The organism is Streptosporangium brasiliense, from assembly GCF_030811595.1.
Taxonomy (GTDB): domain Bacteria; phylum Actinomycetota; class Actinomycetes; order Streptosporangiales; family Streptosporangiaceae; genus Streptosporangium; species Streptosporangium brasiliense.
Map to the genome: position 1 here is coordinate 2,539,309 of NZ_JAUSRB010000002.1, position 17,997 is coordinate 2,557,305.

General features: G+C 68.7%; 23 protein-coding genes. 14 read left to right on the plus strand and 9 right to left on the minus strand.

Annotated features, from left to right (window positions below; all coding sequences use genetic code 11):
• Window positions 1–149: 149 nt before the first annotated feature.
• The 5 genes from J2S55_RS20400 to J2S55_RS20420 all read left to right on the plus strand — a co-directional run bounded on the left by J2S55_RS20400 (window position 150) and on the right by J2S55_RS20420 (window position 5,717).
• Window positions 150–1,373 carry an MFS transporter gene (locus tag J2S55_RS20400; protein ID WP_306863374.1) on the plus strand — a complete coding sequence of 408 codons (1,224 nt, stop codon included), beginning with the start codon at window positions 150–152 and terminating at the stop codon, window positions 1,371–1,373.
• 243 nt (window positions 1,374–1,616) lie between these two features.
• Window positions 1,617–3,545 (plus strand): fumarylacetoacetate hydrolase family protein, encoded by a 1,929-nt coding sequence (locus tag J2S55_RS20405; RefSeq protein WP_306863377.1) that lies wholly within the window; start codon window positions 1,617–1,619, stop codon window positions 3,543–3,545.
• Window positions 3,546–3,702: 157 nt separating this feature from the next.
• Complete coding sequence (locus J2S55_RS20410; RefSeq protein ID WP_306863379.1) at window positions 3,703–4,293, plus strand: DUF2867 domain-containing protein; 591 nt, start codon at window positions 3,703–3,705, stop codon at window positions 4,291–4,293.
• Between the two features lie 188 nt (window positions 4,294–4,481).
• Window positions 4,482–4,760 carry an antibiotic biosynthesis monooxygenase gene (locus J2S55_RS20415; RefSeq protein WP_306863382.1) on the plus strand — a complete coding sequence of 93 codons (279 nt, stop codon included), beginning with the start codon at window positions 4,482–4,484 and terminating at the stop codon, window positions 4,758–4,760.
• Window positions 4,761–4,997: 237 nt separating this feature from the next.
• Complete coding sequence (locus J2S55_RS20420) at window positions 4,998–5,717, plus strand: HIT family protein (RefSeq protein ID WP_306863384.1); 720 nt, start codon at window positions 4,998–5,000, stop codon at window positions 5,715–5,717.
• On the opposite strand, the gene J2S55_RS20425 is transcribed toward J2S55_RS20420, so the two are convergent.
• The 3 genes from J2S55_RS20425 to J2S55_RS20435 all read right to left on the minus strand — a co-directional run bounded on the left by J2S55_RS20425 (window position 5,714) and on the right by J2S55_RS20435 (window position 8,044).
• Window positions 5,714–6,214: a hypothetical protein gene (locus J2S55_RS20425; RefSeq protein ID WP_306863386.1), complete on the minus strand. Its 501-nt coding sequence runs from the start codon at window positions 6,212–6,214 to the stop codon at window positions 5,714–5,716. The two genes, J2S55_RS20420 and J2S55_RS20425, sit on opposite strands and share 4 nt — an antisense overlap.
• 265 nt (window positions 6,215–6,479) lie before the next feature.
• Window positions 6,480–6,950: a hypothetical protein gene (locus tag J2S55_RS20430; RefSeq protein WP_306863388.1), complete on the minus strand. Its 471-nt coding sequence runs from the start codon at window positions 6,948–6,950 to the stop codon at window positions 6,480–6,482.
• A gap of 212 nt (window positions 6,951–7,162) precedes the next feature.
• Window positions 7,163–8,044 (minus strand): S1 family peptidase, encoded by an 882-nt coding sequence (locus tag J2S55_RS20435; RefSeq protein ID WP_306863391.1) that lies wholly within the window; start codon window positions 8,042–8,044, stop codon window positions 7,163–7,165.
• 842 nt (window positions 8,045–8,886) lie between these two features.
• Here J2S55_RS20435 and J2S55_RS20440 point away from each other — a divergent pair.
• The gene (locus J2S55_RS20440) at window positions 8,887–9,984 is read left to right on the plus strand and encodes an FUSC family protein (protein ID WP_306863393.1); all 1,098 of its coding nucleotides are present in this window, start codon (window positions 8,887–8,889) and stop codon (window positions 9,982–9,984) included.
• A gap of 39 nt (window positions 9,985–10,023) precedes the next feature.
• Here the strand turns inward: J2S55_RS20440 and J2S55_RS20445 are convergent, their stop codons facing one another.
• Together J2S55_RS20445 and J2S55_RS20450 are read right to left on the minus strand one after the other, a co-directional pair.
• Window positions 10,024–10,203: a YciI family protein gene (locus J2S55_RS20445; protein WP_306863397.1), complete on the minus strand. Its 180-nt coding sequence runs from the start codon at window positions 10,201–10,203 to the stop codon at window positions 10,024–10,026.
• A 9-nt stretch (window positions 10,204–10,212) separates the two neighbouring features.
• Window positions 10,213–10,401 carry a hypothetical protein gene (locus J2S55_RS20450; protein ID WP_306863400.1) on the minus strand — a complete coding sequence of 63 codons (189 nt, stop codon included), beginning with the start codon at window positions 10,399–10,401 and terminating at the stop codon, window positions 10,213–10,215.
• Between the two features lie 99 nt (window positions 10,402–10,500).
• On the opposite strand from J2S55_RS20450, the gene J2S55_RS20455 reads away from it, so the two are divergent.
• From J2S55_RS20455 to J2S55_RS20470, 4 genes are all read left to right on the plus strand, one after another.
• Entirely contained in the window at window positions 10,501–11,148 is a 648-nt protein-coding gene (locus tag J2S55_RS20455; RefSeq protein WP_306863403.1) for a DUF998 domain-containing protein, read from the plus strand.
• Between the two features lie 56 nt (window positions 11,149–11,204).
• Complete coding sequence (locus J2S55_RS20460) at window positions 11,205–11,741, plus strand: dihydrofolate reductase family protein (protein WP_306863407.1); 537 nt, start codon at window positions 11,205–11,207, stop codon at window positions 11,739–11,741.
• Window positions 11,742–11,851: 110 nt separating this feature from the next.
• The gene (locus J2S55_RS20465; RefSeq protein WP_306863410.1) at window positions 11,852–12,211 is read left to right on the plus strand and encodes a DUF1801 domain-containing protein; all 360 of its coding nucleotides are present in this window, start codon (window positions 11,852–11,854) and stop codon (window positions 12,209–12,211) included.
• 197 nt (window positions 12,212–12,408) lie between these two features.
• Window positions 12,409–12,951, plus strand: a complete 543-nt coding sequence (locus J2S55_RS20470) for a cytochrome b family protein (RefSeq protein WP_306863413.1) — start codon at window positions 12,409–12,411, stop codon at window positions 12,949–12,951.
• A gap of 294 nt (window positions 12,952–13,245) precedes the next feature.
• Here J2S55_RS20470 and J2S55_RS20475 read toward each other — a convergent pair whose 3' ends face one another.
• The 4 genes from J2S55_RS20475 to J2S55_RS20490 all read right to left on the minus strand — a co-directional run bounded on the left by J2S55_RS20475 (window position 13,246) and on the right by J2S55_RS20490 (window position 15,109).
• A complete protein-coding gene (locus J2S55_RS20475; RefSeq protein ID WP_306863415.1) occupies window positions 13,246–13,404 on the minus strand; it encodes a hypothetical protein in 159 nt (52 codons plus the stop codon).
• A 10-nt stretch (window positions 13,405–13,414) separates the two neighbouring features.
• Window positions 13,415–13,801 carry a nuclear transport factor 2 family protein gene (locus tag J2S55_RS20480; RefSeq protein ID WP_306863417.1) on the minus strand — a complete coding sequence of 129 codons (387 nt, stop codon included), beginning with the start codon at window positions 13,799–13,801 and terminating at the stop codon, window positions 13,415–13,417.
• Window positions 13,802–13,889: 88 nt separating this feature from the next.
• Complete coding sequence (locus J2S55_RS20485; protein ID WP_306863419.1) at window positions 13,890–14,366, minus strand: NUDIX hydrolase; 477 nt, start codon at window positions 14,364–14,366, stop codon at window positions 13,890–13,892.
• 2 nt (window positions 14,367–14,368) lie between these two features.
• A complete protein-coding gene (locus J2S55_RS20490; protein ID WP_306863421.1) occupies window positions 14,369–15,109 on the minus strand; it encodes a helix-turn-helix domain-containing protein in 741 nt (246 codons plus the stop codon).
• A gap of 153 nt (window positions 15,110–15,262) precedes the next feature.
• On the opposite strand from J2S55_RS20490, the gene J2S55_RS20495 reads away from it, so the two are divergent.
• The 4 genes from J2S55_RS20495 to J2S55_RS20510 all read left to right on the plus strand — a co-directional run bounded on the left by J2S55_RS20495 (window position 15,263) and on the right by J2S55_RS20510 (window position 16,813).
• Window positions 15,263–15,478, plus strand: a complete 216-nt coding sequence (locus tag J2S55_RS20495; protein WP_306863422.1) for a hypothetical protein — start codon at window positions 15,263–15,265, stop codon at window positions 15,476–15,478.
• Entirely contained in the window at window positions 15,475–15,681 is a 207-nt protein-coding gene (locus tag J2S55_RS20500) for a hypothetical protein (RefSeq protein ID WP_306863424.1), read from the plus strand. The genes J2S55_RS20495 and J2S55_RS20500 overlap by 4 nt, the downstream gene beginning before the upstream one ends.
• A gap of 271 nt (window positions 15,682–15,952) precedes the next feature.
• A complete protein-coding gene (locus J2S55_RS20505) occupies window positions 15,953–16,144 on the plus strand; it encodes a site-specific integrase (RefSeq protein ID WP_306863425.1) in 192 nt (63 codons plus the stop codon).
• Between the two features lie 168 nt (window positions 16,145–16,312).
• Window positions 16,313–16,813, plus strand: coding sequence for a hypothetical protein (locus tag J2S55_RS20510; RefSeq protein WP_306863427.1), 501 nt, complete (start codon window positions 16,313–16,315; stop codon window positions 16,811–16,813).
• The last annotated feature ends 1,184 nt before the right edge of the window (window positions 16,814–17,997 follow it).

Below are 17,997 nucleotides of genomic sequence, written 5' to 3' on the forward strand. Positions count from 1 at the left end.
CACCGCCGTACCCCCACTTGCCCGCTGCGGCTTCGGGTGGAGTCGGCCGCCGCCGTCCGGACCGTGCTCGCGTGAATTCTCCCGGGCAGTCCGTGGCGTGCCGTCGCCCAGCGGGCGGGCCGTCCGACCGGCGAGTGATCGTGGTGGTCGTGGGGGTGCAGTCCGCCATCTCGCTCGGATTCTTCGCGGTGATGGCGCATCTGGTGGCCCATCTGCGGCACGATCTCGGCATGCTCGCCGGGACCATCACCCTGGTGCTCGGTGTGCGCATCGCGGTCCAGTACGCGCTGTTCCTGCCGGTGGGCGCGGTGACCGATCTGATCGGTGCGACGAGGGCGGGGGTGCTGGCCTGCACGCTGCGCGCGGCGGGATTCGTGCTGCTCGGGACCGCGGACGAGCTCGCCGGGCTGCTCGGTGCGGCCGTGCTGCTGGGGGTGGGCGGTGCGCTGTTCCATCCCACCGCCCAGTCCCTGCTGGCCGGGCTGGCGCCGGCGCGCCGCTCCCGAGGGTTCGCGGCCTACACGATCGCCGGGCAGGTGGCCGCGGTGGCCGGTCCGCCTGTCGGGCTGCTCCTGCTGACTGCCGGGTTCTGGGTGCTGTCGGCCGCGGCGGCGGCCGCGTGGGCGATCGCCGCCGTGCTGTTCACCCTGCTGGGGGAGGAGCGCCGCACCGCTCCCCGCGCGGACCCGCATCTCCGCGCGGACCCGCATCTCCGCGCGGACCCGCATCTCCGTACGGAACGCTGGGCCGGTGCCCGGCATGGCACACGGACGGTCGCCGAAGGAGTGGCGGCGGTGCTCCGCGATCGGAGGTTCGTACGCTTCGCCGTGGTCGCCGCGCCCAGCACGTTGCTCGCCGACCAGATCGTGACCGTCGTCCCGCTCAAGGACGTCGGGGCGGGCGCGACGACCCTGTTCTTCTCGGTGGTGGCGATGGTCGCGACGGCGGTTCAGCCGTGGTGCGCGACGGGCGGACGGGGGGAACGCCCGTGGGTGCTGCGGAGCGGACTGCTCTGCGCGGGGGCCGGCTATCTGGTGCTGCTCGTGACGCCGTCGGGAGGCGGTGACGGTCAGACGGCCGGGCTGCTGGCGGCCGCCGTACTCAACGGGCTGGCCAAGGGGCTCATGCAGCCGGCGCTGTTCCAGACCGTCGCGCGGTGCGCGCCGGCCGATCGGTTCGGGGCCTATCTGGGGGTGCTCAGCTTCCTGTCCGGCATGTCCGCCTTCCTGGGAGGGGTCGCCGTAGGCCGGCTCCTCGACGCCGGAGGCTGTGGACCGGCGGTGGCGCTGGCCGCCCTGGGCCTGGTCGCGGTGCTGTCCGCCGTGGCCTGCGGTCCGCTCGACTCCCGGCGCGCCGGGAGCGGAGCCGGATGACGGCGGAGCCGGACCTCCGCGCCGTGCCCGCCGGCGCTCCCCTATAGCGCCCTGCCCTATGACGCCCTGCCCACTGGCGTTCCCCTGCGAGGAGGAGCGTTCCGAGCCGGCGGTTGGAGGCGGCACCTCGCGCACGCGGGGCCTGCTCACGCCCTGACCTGCAGCACCGCCTCGTCGTGTTGTCACGCCACCTCCTTCTGTGCTAGCAATCATATTCTATGTTGACCAACACAGGAGGTCGTTTTGCGCCTCGTCACCTACGCCTCGGCTGACGGCGACCGGGTCGGCGTCATCGACGGTGACCTGATCCACGCGTTGCCCAGGGGCACGACCCTGATCGAACTGCTCGGCCCCTCGCTGCGGCAGGCGGGCGAGCGAGCGCTCGCCGAGCCCGACGAGATCGTCGCGCTCGCCGACGTCACACTGAGAGCCCCCATCCCCAGGCCGCCGTCCATACGGGACTGTCTGTGCTTCCTCGACCACATGCGCGGCTGCCTCAGAGCCTCCGGCGGCACGGGAACGCTGGAGGCGACCTGGTACCAGATCCCCGCCTTCTACTTCGCCAACCCCGCCACCGTCATCGGACCCCACGACGACGTGCCCATCTCCCCCGGCAGCGCCTGGTTCGACTTCGAGCTGGAGATCGGCGCGGTGATCGGCGCCCCGGGCCGCGACCTGACCCCCGAGCAGGCAATCGAGCACATCGCCGGCTACACCCTCCTCTGCGACTGGAGCGCCCGTGACCTGCAGGGTCTCGAGAGCCAGCTCAAGATCGGCCAGGCGAAGGGCAAGGACGGCGCGACCACGCTCGGGCCGTGGCTGGTCACACCCGACGAGCTGCCCTTCGGCCCGGACGGCGGGCTCGCGCTCCAGGTGCGGGCCGAGGTCAACGGCCGGCCGGTCGGCGAGGGCCGTACCGACGCCATGGACTGGTCCTTCGGCGAGGTCGTCTCCTACGCCTCCCGCGGCGTCGAGCTCCGGCCGGGAGACGTCTTCGGCTCGGGCACCGTGCCCGGCTGCTGCCTGATCGAACACCTCGACTTCGGCGACCTCGGTGCCTTCCGCGGCTGGCTCAAAGACGGCGACGTGGTGTCGCTGCGCGCCGAGGGGCTGGGCGAGGTGCGGCAGACCGTGCGGGCGAGCGCCGCCCCCCATCCGCTCGCCGCCAGGCCCGACCCCACCGCGAAGCCCCGCCGGCCCCGGGTCAACCCGGCCAAGCCCGCCCTGCCGTACACGAAGGGGCTGCACCAGGTCGCTGACGGCGTCTGGGCGTGGCTGCTGCCCGACGGCGGGTACGGCAGGAGCAACGCCGGCCTCGTCGCGGGCGAGGGCGCCTCCCTGCTGGTCGACACGCTCTACGACCTGCCGCTCACCGCCGAGATGCTGTCCGGCATGGAGCCGATCACCGATCGGCACCCGATCGGCCACGCCGTGCTCACCCACGCCAACGGCGACCACACCCACGGCGGCCAGCTGCTCGCCGGCTCGGTGCGCGTCGTCGCCGCCGAGGGGACGGCGCACGAGATGCACACCGAGATGGCGCCGGAGCTGACCACGGCCCTGCAGATCATGGACCTCGGGCCCACGCTCACGCCGTACCTGCGCGAGCGCTTCGGGCCCTTCGACTTCGGCGGCATCCGCCTGCGCACGCCCGACCAGACCTTCGACCGACGGCTCACCCTCGACGTGGGCGGGCGCGAGGTGCGTCTGCTCAACCTCGGGCCCGCCCACACCGAGGCTGACACGGTGGTGCACGTACCCGACGCCGGCGTGCTCTTCGCCGGCGACCTGCTGTTCATCGGCGGCACGCCGATCGTGTGGAGCGGACCCATCGCCAACTGGATCGCCGCCTGCGACACGATGCTCGCCCTCGACGCCCCGACCGTGGTGCCGGGCCACGGCCCGGTGACGGACCCCGACGGGATCCGCGCCGTGCGCGGGTATCTCAGCCACGTCGTCGAGCAGGCCGACGCCGCCCATGCCAAGGGCATGGACTTCCAGGAGGCCGCGTTCGGGATCGACCTGGCCGAGTACGGCGACTGGCTGGACGCCGAACGGGTCGTGGTCAACGTCTACCGGCGCTACCGCGAGATCCACCCCGACCAGCCGGCACTCGACCAGCTCGCCCTGTTCGGCCTGATGGCCGAATGGGACAGCCGGCGACAGCCGTGAGCCCCGCGAGCCGCGGGCCGTACGGGCTTCCACGACCCTCGTGAGCCGCGGGCCGTACGGGCTCCCGCGAGCGACCGGCGCCGGCGCCGTCGCCGGCGTGCTCGGGTTTGACCCCCGCTCCACGTACTCCTCTGATCTGAACTGAAGAGGTCCACTGATGAGAATCCCGAACACCGCGCACACCTCCCGGCCCTGGCGGATCCATGAGCTCGCGCCTGACTTCCGGGTTGAGGACGTGTGGGCGCTGCCGACGCCGGGCGGTCCTGACGACCTCCCGCGGCTGGTGCGGCAGATGAGCTCCGGCGAGGGGCGCTTCTCCGGGGCCACCCGCGCGCTGTTCGCGCTCCGCTGGAAGCTCGGGGCGCTGCTCGGCTGGGACGGGCCCGGCTCCGGCATCGGCGCGCGGGTGCGGACGCTGCGCGACCGGTTGCCGGCGGATCTCCGCGACGCTTCCCCCGGGCCGGACTTCCGCGCGGTCCCGTTCAGCTCGGTCTACCTGACGGACGACGAGTGGGCGGCGGAGATGGCCAACCGGACCGTGCACACGGTGATGCACATCGGCTGGGTCCCGGACGGGGCCGGTGGCCACCGCGGCCAGATGGCCGTGCTGGTGAAGCCGAACGGCCTCTTCGGGAAGGTCTACATGGCCGCGATCAGGCCGTTCCGGCACCTCATCGTGGACCCGGCGCTGGTCCGAATGATCGGATACGGCTGGCGGATGCGGGTCGGCGAGCGGGGCGCTGGATGACCGGATCCAGCGGCCACCGCGTTCAGGACGCTGACCGCTGAGCGCCGGGCCGACCACCACCTCCACCCGCGACGGCGGGCGGAAGGCGCCGTGACCGGCCACACCTGGAGCCGGTCCGGCCCGGACGCTCGCCGACGATCCGATATCCGATATCAGATACACCATCGAGAAACGCCAAGGAGCGCATCATGAAGGTAGGAATGGTAGCAAGCCACTATCCGCACGCCTCTCACCGCGAGGAGTTCATCTCACGCGTCCACCAGGTCGCCGAGGTCTTCCGGGGGACAGCGGGATGCCTTTCAGCCGACTGCTGGGTGTCGGCCGACGCGGTGATCTCCATCGTGCAATGGGAGTCCGAGGACGCGTTCGCCGCGTCGTTCGCCGCCATAAAGGCGGCAGGACTGGACCTCGCCTATGACGAGCGCGAATCACGCCCTCGCGAGATTCTTCGACTCGTGGCGGCCTGACCCCGGCAAAGCTTTTGAGTTCGCCCGTACGGCCCCGATGGGCGAGAGTACGGTGAAGCCCAGCCGCGGTGGCCGACCTGCCTTGGTCGCGACTGAACCGGCGATCGAGACGCGCCCGGAGCTCTTGTACGGCACGGCCACGATCGAAGGTCGCCCCGCGGCGCCCCACGTACGCCCGCGCGGCGATCTCAGACCCTGCCCGGCTGCTACGGGGTCACCGGGCGCGATCCGCTGGACGTGCTGAACGAGGAGTTCGACCAGGAGCACCCGGAGCCGGTGGCGGCGTCGACCTGCTGCGACATGACCGCCAGCCTGGACGGACACCTCCTCGACGTCGACGTCCGCCTGATGGAGATCCACTCTCGGTACGGCCCCGAACACCTGGTCAGCCGCTCGATCGCCAACGCGACCCCGTGCGTCACCTCGGCCGTGCGCGCCGACCAGGCCGCGGCGGAGCAGAGGCGCGGCCTGGTCGGACGGCATGCCGACCTCATAGCATCGGACGACATGACGACCTTCTCGGGCTGTTACACCTGCGATCAGGAAGCGCAGTTCGACACGCTGCCGCCACGGGAGAGGATCGCGTTCGACGATCACTGGCGTGTCGCCCACGCGATCGGTACGGCGCTGCCGGGGTGGCTGGTGCTGGTCCCCCGGCGCCATGTCACGACCGTCGCGCACCTGAGCGATGCCGAGGCGTCCACGCTGGGTCTGTGGCAGGTCCGCCTGTCGCGGGCGCTGCGGGAGGCGACCGGCTGCGTGAAGACCTACGTGGTGCAGTTCGCCGAATTGGAAGGCTTCAACCACGTGCACTTCCATGTCGTGCCACGCATGCGTGACCTGCCGGAGGACCTCCGCGGTCCCCGGGTGTTCGGGCTCATGGGGCGCACCGGGGCCGACGGCGTCCAGGCCGATCAGATGGACGAGATGGCCGTCACGCTCGGCCGGCTTCTCTAGTAGCCGCGGCTCTCGGCCGCCTGGCGGATCTTCGCGCTGCCGTACTCCCCACGCCGCAGGCATCCCGGACACGGGCAGGGGAACCTGCCGTGGGCGTCGGGCATGTATCGCCAGCCGGTGACCCGGTTGACCCCCCGGACCCGGTGGATCTCCTTGGCGCCGATCGCCCGGGAGACGAACACCTCATACCCGCGGGCGTCCTCGCACCCGGCGATCAGGGCCGCGGCCTCGGCGCTGGGAAGCTCCTGATGGGCCCGTCCATAGCGGCCCACGGACACGGGCTCGTCGTCGGGCAGCCGGAAGTCGACGGCGACCATCGTGCGCCGCCCACCACGCCGCAGCTCTCGGCCCCACTGGTGGGTGAGCTGGTAGGAGGGCAGGATCGGCAGGCAGAACACCCCGGCCGTGCCCTCGTAGCCTCGGCTGCGGGCGCGGACGCCGGCCCGCCGTATCGAGCGGACGTCGTCGGCCGAGGTGAGGTGCGTGAACAGGGTCATCGGGCGTGTTCCCCGGATATCGTCTCCACCATGATCGGCACTTTACGAGTGCCGACAAGACATGACCAACGGGTTTTGGCTCCGGCGCGAAGACCGCGACCTCACTCACCGTGAGTGAGGTATGAGGACAACGTGAGTGAGGCATGAGACAGGAGGAGCGCGAGGAGATCGAGGCGACAGCCCTCCGGCGTCCTCTCTGGCCGTTCGCAGCCGTCCCGGCGAGAGGACGGCACGTCGGAAGCGGTGCGGTGGCCACCGCAGCGGGTCAGCTCACCCCGCCCACGATGGCCTTGCCCTCTCGTGCCGCCGCCGCGTAGAACGGCCCGAGGTCCTCGAACCCCTCATAAGTGCCGTCTGTCGCGTCCCGCCGGGCGGCGCCGAATCCCCATCCCTCGCCCATCAGGCCTTGCGCGATGGCCGTCACCTGGCCGGGATCGAGGACGAAGGCCGGACCGTAGTCGAACTCGTACCCCTCCACGTCGTTCTCGCCGTCCTCGCCGGTCGCCGCCGCGAGCCAGGGATAGCACTCCTTCCACTGCGCACTCTCATGCTCGGCCTTGGCTCTGCCCTCCGCGATGGCGTTGAGGGTTCGGTAGTCATCTCCGAACATGTCGGTTTCCGGCTGGAAGCCGACGGGTGCCTGCCCGTTATCGAAGAAGATCTCTCCGATCAGATCAGGGTCCGCCTGTACGGACTCCAGCAGCTCGACATCGATCTTCGCGAGGTTCAACCACATCGACATGATCATGAATGGTAGCCGTGCCGGTCGAGGCCGAGATACGCCTGGCGGAGATCCGCTCCCGATGTGGTCCCGAGCGTCTGGTCAGCCGGTCGCCGACCGATTCTCGGACGCCAAACCCTCATGCGGCTGGACAGACCGTGACCGCCCGACGACAGCGCGCAGGTTGAAGATCAAGTTAATCGGCGACCGCGCGGTCCGACGGGTGATCAGGAGGCGCTGTGAAGCTCCGCGGACTGTTCCTTGATGGTCTCGGTGATCCAGGAACGGTAGTGGGTCACGTCGGTCCAGATGCCGACTCCCGGCTCACCCTTGGGGTTGGTGGAGCAGCCGGCGCCGCCGTCCATGCGGTCCTCCACGTCGTCGCCATCGCGTGAGGTGGCTCCGATCAGCTCCCACCGGCCGCCCACCCTGCGGATCTGCGGACCTCCGGAGTCGCCGTTGCACGCGCTGGCCGCACGCCCGCGGCGCTCGCCGGTGCACAGCTCGCTGCCGCGGTTGAGGGAGGCGCACCGGTTGTCGGGCACGCGTACGGTGTCGAGCTCCTGCAACCGCCGAGGGCCGTTCTTGCAGGTCGGATTGTTCCTGTCCTCGCATGCCATGCCCCAGCCGATGACGCGGCTCGGCTCGCCCACCCGGCCGGGGTCGTCGGCGATGCGGATGGGCTCGAGGTCCACCTGCCGGTCCAGCTGGACCAGCAGGATGTCGTTCTCGAACTTCCCGCTCCGGCCGGGTCCGTCGTGGCCGGGATAGGTGATGACACGCTTCACACCGGTGAGGGCTCCGCCCTCGTCGCGGTCGAGAGAGCCGACCCGCACCTGCGTCCTGCCAGGCTTCATGAGTCCCTTGCAGTGGGCGGCGGTGACGACCCAGTCCGGGGCGACAAGGGAACCGCCGCAGTGGTGGCCGGGCAGCCCTCGCAGCCGGAAGGAGGCCATGAACGAGTAGGGCTCCGGCGCAGCACTCCCACCGATGATGGAGGGGTGGCCTGCGCCCGCTGAGCGGGCTGAGACCGCCTCGTGGACGGTGGCCGCGGCGGCCGTTGTGGCGGTGGTCAGTGCGAGCCCGGTGGCCATGAGGGCGGTGAGCACCGCTGATCGTCTGCCAGTTGCCCTGAACACAGATCTCCCATCAGTTGAGGGGTGCGGCTGGGGAGACACCTCGAACGTTCCGTGATTCGATCACGGTTCTTGGGCGGCGAGCTCAACCGGTGGCAGCCGCACTGGCCCAGCTCACCCACCGGTCCGCGCCGCGGACTTCCGACAGCGGCGAGTCGGGCGGTTTCCCGGTGATCGGACCAGAAGCACCCACCGGCTCGGCACGCAGCCACCCAAGGCTACCTGCGGCCCGACGTCGATGAGCCAGGCCGACCAGGACCATGTGCACCGCGCTGACCTGGTGCGTTATCGGCCAAGATGTCGCCCGCGGCATCCCGCCGCCGAGACTGACCGCCGGTGGGACGCCGCCCCCGCCGGTGATCACAGGGGGCTTGGAGCCGGTCTCGCCTCGGTCGACCGGTGGCGAGCAGCGGCTCATGGAGTCGGCCCCTGCCGCCGGCCCGGTGTCAGTCGCGTAACCGCCGTCAGCACGTCACGCCCGAGCCGGAGCCCGGCCCTTGGAGCGGAAACCCTCGCGGGATCGCGTCGCAGAGCATAGACAAGGTCCCGCACAACGCCTTGACGCCTTGACGCCTTACGGCCGTTGAAACGCCTGCGCTCGGGATGGCGGTAGCGGCGTCCGACCGCCGGGAGAGACGGATCGACCCGTCGCCAGAGCCCATCGGAATCCCTGAGAGAGCACACGCCGAGCCCCAGGTCGCCGGTGCCAAAGGGCAGGCGGCGGTGGCCTCCCTGACTTTCGCCGAATGGACCGAATAAGAAGAATCCAGGGCAAATGTGATCCCAATGTCATAAAGATCCGCCATCGTGGAGGAGTGCGGACGTGGCTCAGTGATCAAGTTAGGAAACGGCTGGGCACGTTCGGCCTCATTGCGCCATCCATCGCGCAGTGCGCCGTGGGTGCCGCGCTGGCCTGGATCGTCGCCGTTCATCTGCTCGGTCACGCCCACCCCCTCTTCGCGCCCATCTCCGTGATGATCTGTGTGGGTGTGGGGCTCGGACAGCGGCTGCGCAGGGTGGTCGAGCTGGTGGTCGGCGTCAGTCTGGGCGTGGGCATCGGCGACCTGCTGGTGTCCTGGATCGGCTCGGGCCCCTGGCAGATGGCGCTCGTGATCGCGCTGGCCATGACCATCGCGGGACTGCTGAACAGCGGTGAGCTGTTCGTGTCGCAGGTCGGGTCGTCCGCGGTGCTGGTCGCCATGCTGGTGCCGGGCGAGGACGTCGGCGGGCTGGACCGGATGGCCGACGCGCTCACCGGCGGCGTCATCGGCATCATCGCGGTCGCCTTGCTGCCCGCCAGCCCGCTCACCATCGTGGGCAAGCAACTGTCCGGCGTGCTCGACGCCCTCTCCACCGTGCTGGAGCAGGCGGCGGAGGCGATCGAGAAGCGCGATGTGGACCTGGCCGCCGAGGCCCTGGAGTGCGGACGCAAGACCCAGACGGCGGTCGAGGAGTTCGAGGCGGCGCTGGAGAACGGCAAGGAGATCATCATGATCTCACCGCTGCGCTGGCATCACCGGGCCAGACTGACCAGGTACGAGACCGCCGCCGTACCGGTGGACCTGGCGCTGCGTAACGCGCGGGTGCTGGTCCGCCGCACGCTCGCGGCGCTGGGCGAGGCCAGCCCGCCACCGGCCGCGCTGGCCGAGTCGCTGCGCGAGGTCTCGGAGGCGGCGCTGCTGCTCCAGCTCGAACTGGGGGCCGGACGCGAACCGATGCTGGCCAGGCAGGCGCTGCTTGCCGTCGCCGCGCGGGAGCGGCCCAGAAACCTGGGCTTCTCCGCGAACGTCACCATCGCGCAGCTGCGCTCCATCGCTGTCGATCTGCTGGAGGCGACCGGCATGGACCACGACGCGGCCTCGGCCGCGCTGACCCCGCTGAACGAGCCGAGCGACGAGAGCACGCGCGGCTGAGGCCGAACAGCCCGAAGACTCGCCGGCTCGGCGCGCTGGTCAGTAGATCTGCTCCATCCGGACCACGGCATCGTTGACGATCTTGAAGAAGCGGCGGGACAGCTCCAACGCCTCCTCCCTGGACCCCGCCTCGATCAGCGCGGACCCGCCCGACGGCCCCTCCGCCTCGGCGAAGGGGCCGTCGGTCACCGTGAGTCCGCCACCGGCGGACTTGAGCACGCTGTCTCCCTACCACCGGCGGACCTGAGCAGGCTGTCTCCTACCACCGGCGGACTTGAGCAGGCTGTCTCCCAACTCCATCCCGCCGATGGCCGGCGGCACCCCGGCCTGTGCCGGCTCCTGGATGAACGTGCCCATCTCGATCCGGAGCGTCTCGTCCGCCTTCTGCTCGCTCACGCTCGTCACGAGAGATCGCATGCCGTACTCCCATTCCTTTCCGGCGGCCCTGGCCTTCCTGCATTCCCTGTCACATCGCTTGGGCGACGTGTAGGCAGAGCCACGAAAGGAACCGGGAACATGACCAGCACGATGACCCGCAGCTCCGCCTCCACGCGCACGCTGCTCACCGCCGCTGCGGCCGCCATGCCCGTCTGGACCGTGGTCGCTCTTGCGCAGGCGTTCACCCGTGAGGGCTTCGACCTGGTCCGCCACCCGTTCAGCCAGTTCGCCACCGGCTCGCTCGGGTGGATCCAGATCACCAACTTCCTGATCGTCGGCTCGTTGCTCGTCGCCGGTTCCTTCGGGTTCCGCGGGGCCCTGTACGGCGAGCCCGGCGGCACCTGGGTGCCGCGCCTGACGCTGGCCGCCGGCATCGGAATGATCGGGGCGGGCGTCTTCGTCATGGATCCTGCCGACGGCTTCCCCGTGGGTACGCCCGCCGGGCCGCCGGCGGCGATGAGCTGGCACAGCATCATGCACATGGTGACGGGGGCGGTGACGTTCATCGCCCTCGCCGCGGCGTGCTTCGTCCTCGGCCGGTACTTCACCCGCACCGGCGCCCGCGGCACGGCCGTCGCCTCCCGCCTGGCCGGTGTGGCCCTGATCGTGGGTGACGGCTGGGCGATCACCGGCGGGCACGCCGGCTCGGTGACACTCGCCACGGGGGTCATGATCGCGATGGCCTGGGTCTCCCTGGTCGCGGCCCGCTTCCGCAAGTCCGCCTGAATCACACCACTCCATCCCTCTGAACCACACACCACTTCATCCCTGAGGAGAAACCCATGAGGAAGATCGTTTCCGGACTGTTCGTCTCGCTGGACGGCGTCGTGGAGTCGCCCGAGACGTGGCACTTCCCCTACATGAACGAGGAGATGGGCGCGGCGGTCATGGCGATCCAGGCCGAGGCGGACACGCTCCTGCTGGGCCGGGCCACCTACGAGTCCTTCGCCGAGGTCTGGCCCCACCGGACCGGCGAGATGGCCGACCAGCTGAACAACATCCCCAAGCTGGTCGCCTCCACCACCCTGCAGAAGGCGGAGTGGAACAACTCCACCTTGATCAGCGGAGATGTGATCGACGAGCTGAGGAGGACGAAGGAGCGGCCGGGCAAGAACATCAGCATCACCGGCAGCATCACGCTGACCAGGATGCTGCTGCGTGCGGGCCTCATCGACGAGCTCCACCTGATGGTCCACCCGATCGTGCTCGGCACCGGAACCCGGCTGTTCGACGAGAGCACCGGCCGCCTGCCGCTCAAGCTGGTCGATTCGACCACCTTCAAGTCCGGTGTCCTGAACCTCCATTACCAGCCCGCCTAAGAAGGTCCCTGGATCCCGTTATCAGCCCGCCCAAGGAGCCCCGGACCTCGTTACCAGCCTGCCCAAGGGGTCCCTGGACCTCCGTTACCAGTCCGTCCAAGGAGCCAGCGATGACCAAGCCCGCCACCGTCACCGAGTACGCCGCCGCCCTCGACCCGGCCCTGCGCGAGATCGCCGAGAAGCTGCAGACCATCGTCGACACCGTGTTTCCTCAGGCGGGCGCGGTCTGGCACGGGCACCCGGTCTGGAGTCTCGGCCCGGCCCCGGGCAAGACCCCGGTGGCCTACTTCAAGGCCTACTCCTCCTACGTGACGTTCGGTTTGTGGCGAGGCCAAGAGATCTCCGACCCCTCCGGCCGCCTGGAGCCGGCCGCCAGGCAGATGGCCGCCGTCAGGCTCCGCACCCTGGCCGACATCGACCCCGACCTGTTCACCACGTGGTTGCGCCTGGCCCGTGACCTGGAAAACTGACCGAGGCCCCCGAGCCCCGTCCCGGAGCATCCGGGGCGGGGCTCCGCCTTGTCGGCAGCCAGAACCCGTCTCTCACCGGGGCCCTTCGGCCTGCCGCGTCTCTCGGCCATTCTCTCCTCCTCGTCCTCCTCATTCTCCTTGTGTCGGTGGCCCTTGTCGCCGGGCCGGTGTCTGGCCGTTGTGGTGAGATATGCCGGATGGAGCGCTTGAGGCAGTTGGTGGGCGAGATGCTGATCTACTGTTTTGTGGTCGTCCTGCTGACCGGAGGCTTCCTGGCCTTCTTCTACGTGCCCAGCGGCCAGACGGTGGCCTACAGCGGCTCCTACGAGCCCCTCCGGGGCACTCCCATGAGCGCCGCCTACAACTCGCTCCTGAACCTCAGCTTCGATGTGCGCGGCGGCCTGCGCATCCGGCAACTGCACCACACCTCCTCGGCCCTGCTCGTCCTTGGAACGGTTCTCTGGGCCCTGCTCGGACGGTTCCGATACGCCCTCGCGGCGCTGGGCCTGGGTGTGCTCACCGGCCTCTCCGGCTACGGAGCCGCCGACGACCTGCTGTCCGGGACCATCCTCGGGAAACTGCCCATCCCCATGTGGTACGGCCTGCACCTACTGGTGGTGCTGGCCATGGGCGCCGTATTGGTGATCTCCTCACGGAGGGAGGCCGCCAGGCAGCCTCGAACGCCGGGCTTCATAGCCCTGAGCATCGGCCTCACCATTCTGATGATCTTCTACCTCTGATCGCCCCCCGCTGAGGCGAGGACAGGCCTCCGTCCGCCCGCTCCGCAGCCTGGGCTGGTCCCTCGTGGAGGATCTGGTGGTCACCGGTGTGAATGCGGACGTCGGCCACGGTCACCGATGCCATGGGTCCAACGGAGGAAGTCCTGCTACGGCGATCGCCCAGCTCCGTACGGCTCTCCGCCGTCGCCACCGCCGGCGATCGTCACAACCCGGCAGTGTGCACCGCCATAGAGAAGCCAGCGACCTGAGCAAACCACCTCAAGCTCGGTACGCATATGGTTAGCGATCACTGGCCTACAACTGCGTCCAGTGGCCCTCGGCCCGCTGCCGGCGCAGCTGGATCACCTCTTCCCGCTCGGAGTCAGTCAGCTCACCGTTGGCGTCCTGTGCACGGGCCAGGCGGTCCAACTGCATCCAGTCGGCCGTGCGCGCCGTACAGGCCGGGCTGAGCACGGGAGTGACATCACGCCGGGCTGGCGTGGGCGGCCAGGATGCGCCAGCCGTGCTCGCCGGTGTGGACCCAGGTGCGGGTGTAGCGCAGCCGCGAGGCGAACGGCGTGCCCGTGAACGTGCCCTCCAGCACGCCCAGGAAGCAGGTGACGCCGGTGGTGCCGGCGACGACCACGGTGAGGTCCTCCTGGACGAGCTTGGTCATGACCTGCCTACGCGAGCGGTGGTTGTCGAGGTCGAGCTGCTTGGCCTGCGGGTGGCACGCGCCGTCCGGCGGGCCGGTGAAGACGAGTCGCTCGTCGAGTAGCCGGTCGAGCTCCTCGACGTCTCCGGCGAGCATCGCCGCCTGCAGACGGCGTTCGGCCTTGTACAGCTCATCGGTGAGGGTGTGCTCGGCCATGGGATCGCCTTCCAGGGTGAGGAACCGTTCGGGGACGTGTGGGCAAAGGTGCCTCGGGTCGCCGTGCAGCCCGTCGGCGTGAGCTCGTTCACCCGATGTACGGGCTGGCGGCGTTGTCGAGGAAGTGCCCGAGCCGCAGGCGCATCGACCGGTCCATGGCCAGCGAGTCGACCTCGTCGCGGGGCGCCCACCGCACCTCGCGTGGCTCGTCGCTCGGCGTCGGCTCGCCGGCTATCGCGCGGCCGGTCAGCACGATGGCGAACTCTTGACGGGCCTCGCTGTTGGAGGTGTAGAGGATGACATGCCGGGGGTCGGTGTAGGTGCCGACGAGACCGGTGATCTCACACCGGATTCCGGTCTCCTCCAGTGCCTCGCGGATGGTCCTATCCGGCAGTGACTCGCCCAGGTCGATCGCGCCGCCCGGCACGGCCCAGTTGTCATTGTCCGACCGGCGGATCATCAGGATCTCGCTCGCTTCGTTGGTGACCACGACGTTCACGGATGGCACCAGGCTGTTGGGTGCGGGGGCGTCCGGGGCGTCGTGGAAATCGATGCGGTAGGCCACGATCAGGACCCTGCGAGAGTGGCGCCGGCCCAGACGTTTTCGAAACTCTCCATATAGGTCGAGACCATGTCTCCGCCCAGCACCTTACGTAGGTGCATGACCGGAGCATCGGCGGCGAACTTGCCGTAGACATGGGCGTTGACGAGAAGCTGATCGTCTCCGCGGTAGATGGAGTTGTACAGGATCGTGTGGTGCAGCCGTATCTCGATGCCGTCGATCTGCCTCAGCGGGCGGTAGAGCGTCAGAGCCATCCGGGTCTGCGCGGCCATGCCCTCACCGACGCCTCCGTCAGCCCCACGCTGGGCGGCCTCAAGCGCGTCCGGGTCACCCAGCAGGATGCGCACCCGTATACCGGCCTTGGCCTTCTCTGTGAACGTCCGCATGATGCCGGTGTCCTGAGCGATGAAGATGCCGCTGTAAACCAGCACACCGATCTCTCGTTCGGCTTGTGTGAACAGACGTCCCCAGGCGTCCCTGGGGACGGCCCAGCGATGCGGGTAGACGGTGATGATCTCGCTCTCGGACGCGGCGGCCACCTGCTGAGGCGTCAGCGCCTCGGGCCACAGGTATCTCTCGTCCATTTCCAGGAACGAAGCCACTGCGTAACGGTGCTTTCGGTACGGCGTGCGGTCCTTGGTGATCCACCGCTCCACCGTTTTCGGGTCGACCGCAATCGCCTCGGCCAGTTCGGCCACCGATGTCCCGCGTTCGAGAAGGGCTACCCGCAGCCGCTCGTTCGCCATCTCACCTGCCCGTAGAGGGGACGTCCGGGGACCTGGCAATCGTAGACCGGACGTCCCGAACATGTCCCATCCTGTAGTGATCACGTCCTAACTCCTTGTCGCACTCTCGGTATCGCAAGGCACCACCGGCAGCGACCGAGAGGAGAGTCGACAGTGATCAATCACATCAAGCCGATCGACGAGACCCCCGCCTGCGAGTGCGGCGCGGCCCTGGAGCGGGGGCGATTCCTCTGCCTCAAGTGCCGAGCCGGGGACCGCTGGGTGTGGCGTCAGGCGGCCCAGCGCAGGACGACCACGAGGAACGAGCAGTCCCGGCGTCCGGCGAACCGTCCGCGCGGCATCGTCGAGGCGGGGGTGATCTGGACGTGACCGCGATCCTCCTGATCATCGGTCTCATGCTCGGCGCGACCGTACTCGTCGGCTATGTGCTCGTCCTGGTCGGGATGCGCCAGGAGGACCGGCGGATGCGCCTGGCCGACGTCCCTCCCAGCCGCGCGGCGGGCCTGGCCCGGCGAGTCACCGGCTGCCACATCATCGTGGAGCGTGCCCGGCCGCAGGCGACGGAGCGGTGAACCAACTCGGGGGAGACCCACGAGTCCCGCGGCCTCAAGCACCGGGCGCACAAGGAGACACGAGAGATTCCGATTCCGCCCGTTCTCATGGCCATTCTTCGCGAGCACATTGAGACCTACGGCACGGCGAAGGATGGCAGGCTGTTCCGTACGGCCAATGACGGGTCCTACTCCAGTTCGGCACACTCCTACGTCTGGCAGGGGGGCGCGAAAGTACGTCTGGCAGGAGGCGCGAAAGCTCGCCCTGACTCCGGCTCAGGCGGAGTCGTCGTTGGCCGCTCAACCGTACGACCTGCGCCACGCGGCCGTGTCGCTCTGGCTGAACGTAGGCGTGCCGGCCACCGAGGTGGCCAAGCGTGCCGGTCACAGTGTGGACGTTCTGCTGCGGGTTTACGCCAAGTGCATGGGCGGCCAGCAGGACCTCATCAACGGAAAGATCAACAACGCTCTCGATGGCGAATAGATCGGTTGATGACACAAGCCTCGGCGTTACCGGGGCTTTTATCTTTCTACACGAGAAAGCAGGGTGAGCGGACTCCGTCCTTCCTCGACGGGCGCCGTCCGTCGAGAGGAAGAGCTGGCCGAGAAGTGGGTGGACCGTCGTGAGATGCGATCTTAAGATTCGGATCTTGTGACCTATGACATCTATTTCGGGCGTCCTCGCGCGGATGGAGCCGAGCTTGAATCGGTGCCGGTAGACCTTGAGGAGGCTGATGACGAGCCTCGTCCGGTCCATCTCACCGCGGAGCAGAGAGCCATATGGGACCGGGTCGTCCATCGTGCCGTCGAAGAGCTCGGGCACGTGGAGACCGAGGAGTACATGTCAGGTCCTGTCTTGCGGTACGAGGGGCCTCGCGGTGTTTTCCAGCTCGACTATTCCGGGGACTCTGCCTATATGGAGATCCCTTACTGGTATTTGAGGGACGAGGCTCTCGCTGTTCTGGCCGCCGCCTACCACCTCGGTCGCATCCTCGAAGAGGAGAGCGGCCTGGAGGGGGAGGACCTTCAGCTCGGCCGGCGCATCACGGCGGGAGATCCTCGCCCGGCTGCCGTCCAGATGGGGGCCATCACCCAGTGGACACGCGAGAGCTTGGGGCTGACGCCGGGACCGGTGGCGGAAGCAGGTCCATGATCGTCCCGCGCATGTCCCGCAGGTGCTGACCTACGGCTGCCTATGGTGGCACTCAGTAGCATGTGATCGCCAAGAGAGGGCGTGCTGAACCCCAGGTCAGAGGCTCAACGGCTGGTCAGAAGAGTGCCCCCGGCATGATTCGAACATGCGACACCCGCTTTAGGAGAGCAGGCACCACATCGCCCCCGCGCATAACTTGACGTGCTCAAACGCACTGTGTAGCGCGCATGGTTTGTGTGATCATCCCGCGCATGTCCCGCGTCCTGCTGAAACGTCGATGCTCTATCCGAGGGCTGCCATGCGGTGGAGAAGTTGCTTGATCACGTTCGTGGATGTATCCCCGTCGGCGTAACTCATCGTCCCAGCCATTTTGTCGGTGCGATGCCCCAAGATGTTTGGCTATGCCCCCCAGAAGAGATCCGCATGAGGCCGCTGCTCGGATGCTGATGGCCGGGCTTGAACCTCTCGATCCTTATCCAGGCAGCGGCAAGCCGTGGCGATGTCGATGTGTGACCTGTGAGAAGGAGGTCACACCCCGCTTTGACGGCATTCTGCGGGGGCAGGGCGGGTGCCGGCACTGCGCTGGTAACGCACCCATCATCCCGGAGGTGGCCGTGGCAATCATGCTCAAGGCCGGGATGGAACCTCTCGACCCTTATCCAGGTACCCATGAGCCATGGCGATGCCGATGCACGAGTTGCGGCCAAGAAGCCTCGCCTCGACTCAACCATATCCAGCGAGGAGTTGGCTGTCGGAACTGTAGCGGTTATGCGCCCATTGGGGCAGAGCTGGCGGTGAAGCAGATGCTCGCTGCCGGTTTCGAGCCTCTCGACCCCTCCTCGGGCAATTCCACGAAGCCATGGCGAAGCCGGTGCACAGCCTTCGGGCATGAGTCGGCCCCCCGACTCAGCGACATCAGACGGCGTGGCAGTGGCTGTCGAGATTGTGCCTCTAACGCCCCAGTCGATCCGCTAATGGCGGTGAGGGACATGCACAAGGTCGGACTGGAACCCCTAGAGCCTTACCCAGGGACCAAGGAGCCGTGGCGGTGTCGATGCACAGTTTGCGGCCAAGAGGTCACACCGCGTCTTGGTGACATCCGGCAAGGCCAGGGCGGATGCCGGTACTGCGCCGGGAACGGCGTCGCCCCTCAGGCGGCGATGAAGTTAATGCGGGATGCTGGG

Excerpts from the sequence above, each read along its gene's own strand:
- J2S55_RS20410 (WP_306863379.1), top strand. The coding sequence starts at position 3,703 with ATGAGAATCCCGAACACCGCGCACACCTCCCGGCCCTGGCGGATCCAT.
- J2S55_RS20415 (WP_306863382.1), top strand. The coding sequence starts at position 4,482 with ATGAAGGTAGGAATGGTAGCAAGCCACTATCCGCACGCCTCTCACCGC.
- J2S55_RS20425 (WP_306863386.1), bottom strand. The coding sequence starts at position 6,214 with ATGACCCTGTTCACGCACCTCACCTCGGCCGACGACGTCCGCTCGATA.
- J2S55_RS20430 (WP_306863388.1), bottom strand. The coding sequence starts at position 6,950 with ATGTGGTTGAACCTCGCGAAGATCGATGTCGAGCTGCTGGAGTCCGTA.
- J2S55_RS20450 (WP_306863400.1), bottom strand. The coding sequence starts at position 10,401 with ATGCGATCTCTCGTGACGAGCGTGAGCGAGCAGAAGGCGGACGAGACG.
- J2S55_RS20455 (WP_306863403.1), top strand. The coding sequence starts at position 10,501 with ATGACCAGCACGATGACCCGCAGCTCCGCCTCCACGCGCACGCTGCTC.
- J2S55_RS20460 (WP_306863407.1), top strand. The coding sequence starts at position 11,205 with ATGAGGAAGATCGTTTCCGGACTGTTCGTCTCGCTGGACGGCGTCGTG.
- J2S55_RS20465 (WP_306863410.1), top strand. The coding sequence starts at position 11,852 with ATGACCAAGCCCGCCACCGTCACCGAGTACGCCGCCGCCCTCGACCCG.
- J2S55_RS20470 (WP_306863413.1), top strand. The coding sequence starts at position 12,409 with ATGGAGCGCTTGAGGCAGTTGGTGGGCGAGATGCTGATCTACTGTTTT.
- J2S55_RS20480 (WP_306863417.1), bottom strand. The coding sequence starts at position 13,801 with ATGGCCGAGCACACCCTCACCGATGAGCTGTACAAGGCCGAACGCCGT.
- J2S55_RS20490 (WP_306863421.1), bottom strand. The coding sequence starts at position 15,109 with ATGGCGAACGAGCGGCTGCGGGTAGCCCTTCTCGAACGCGGGACATCG.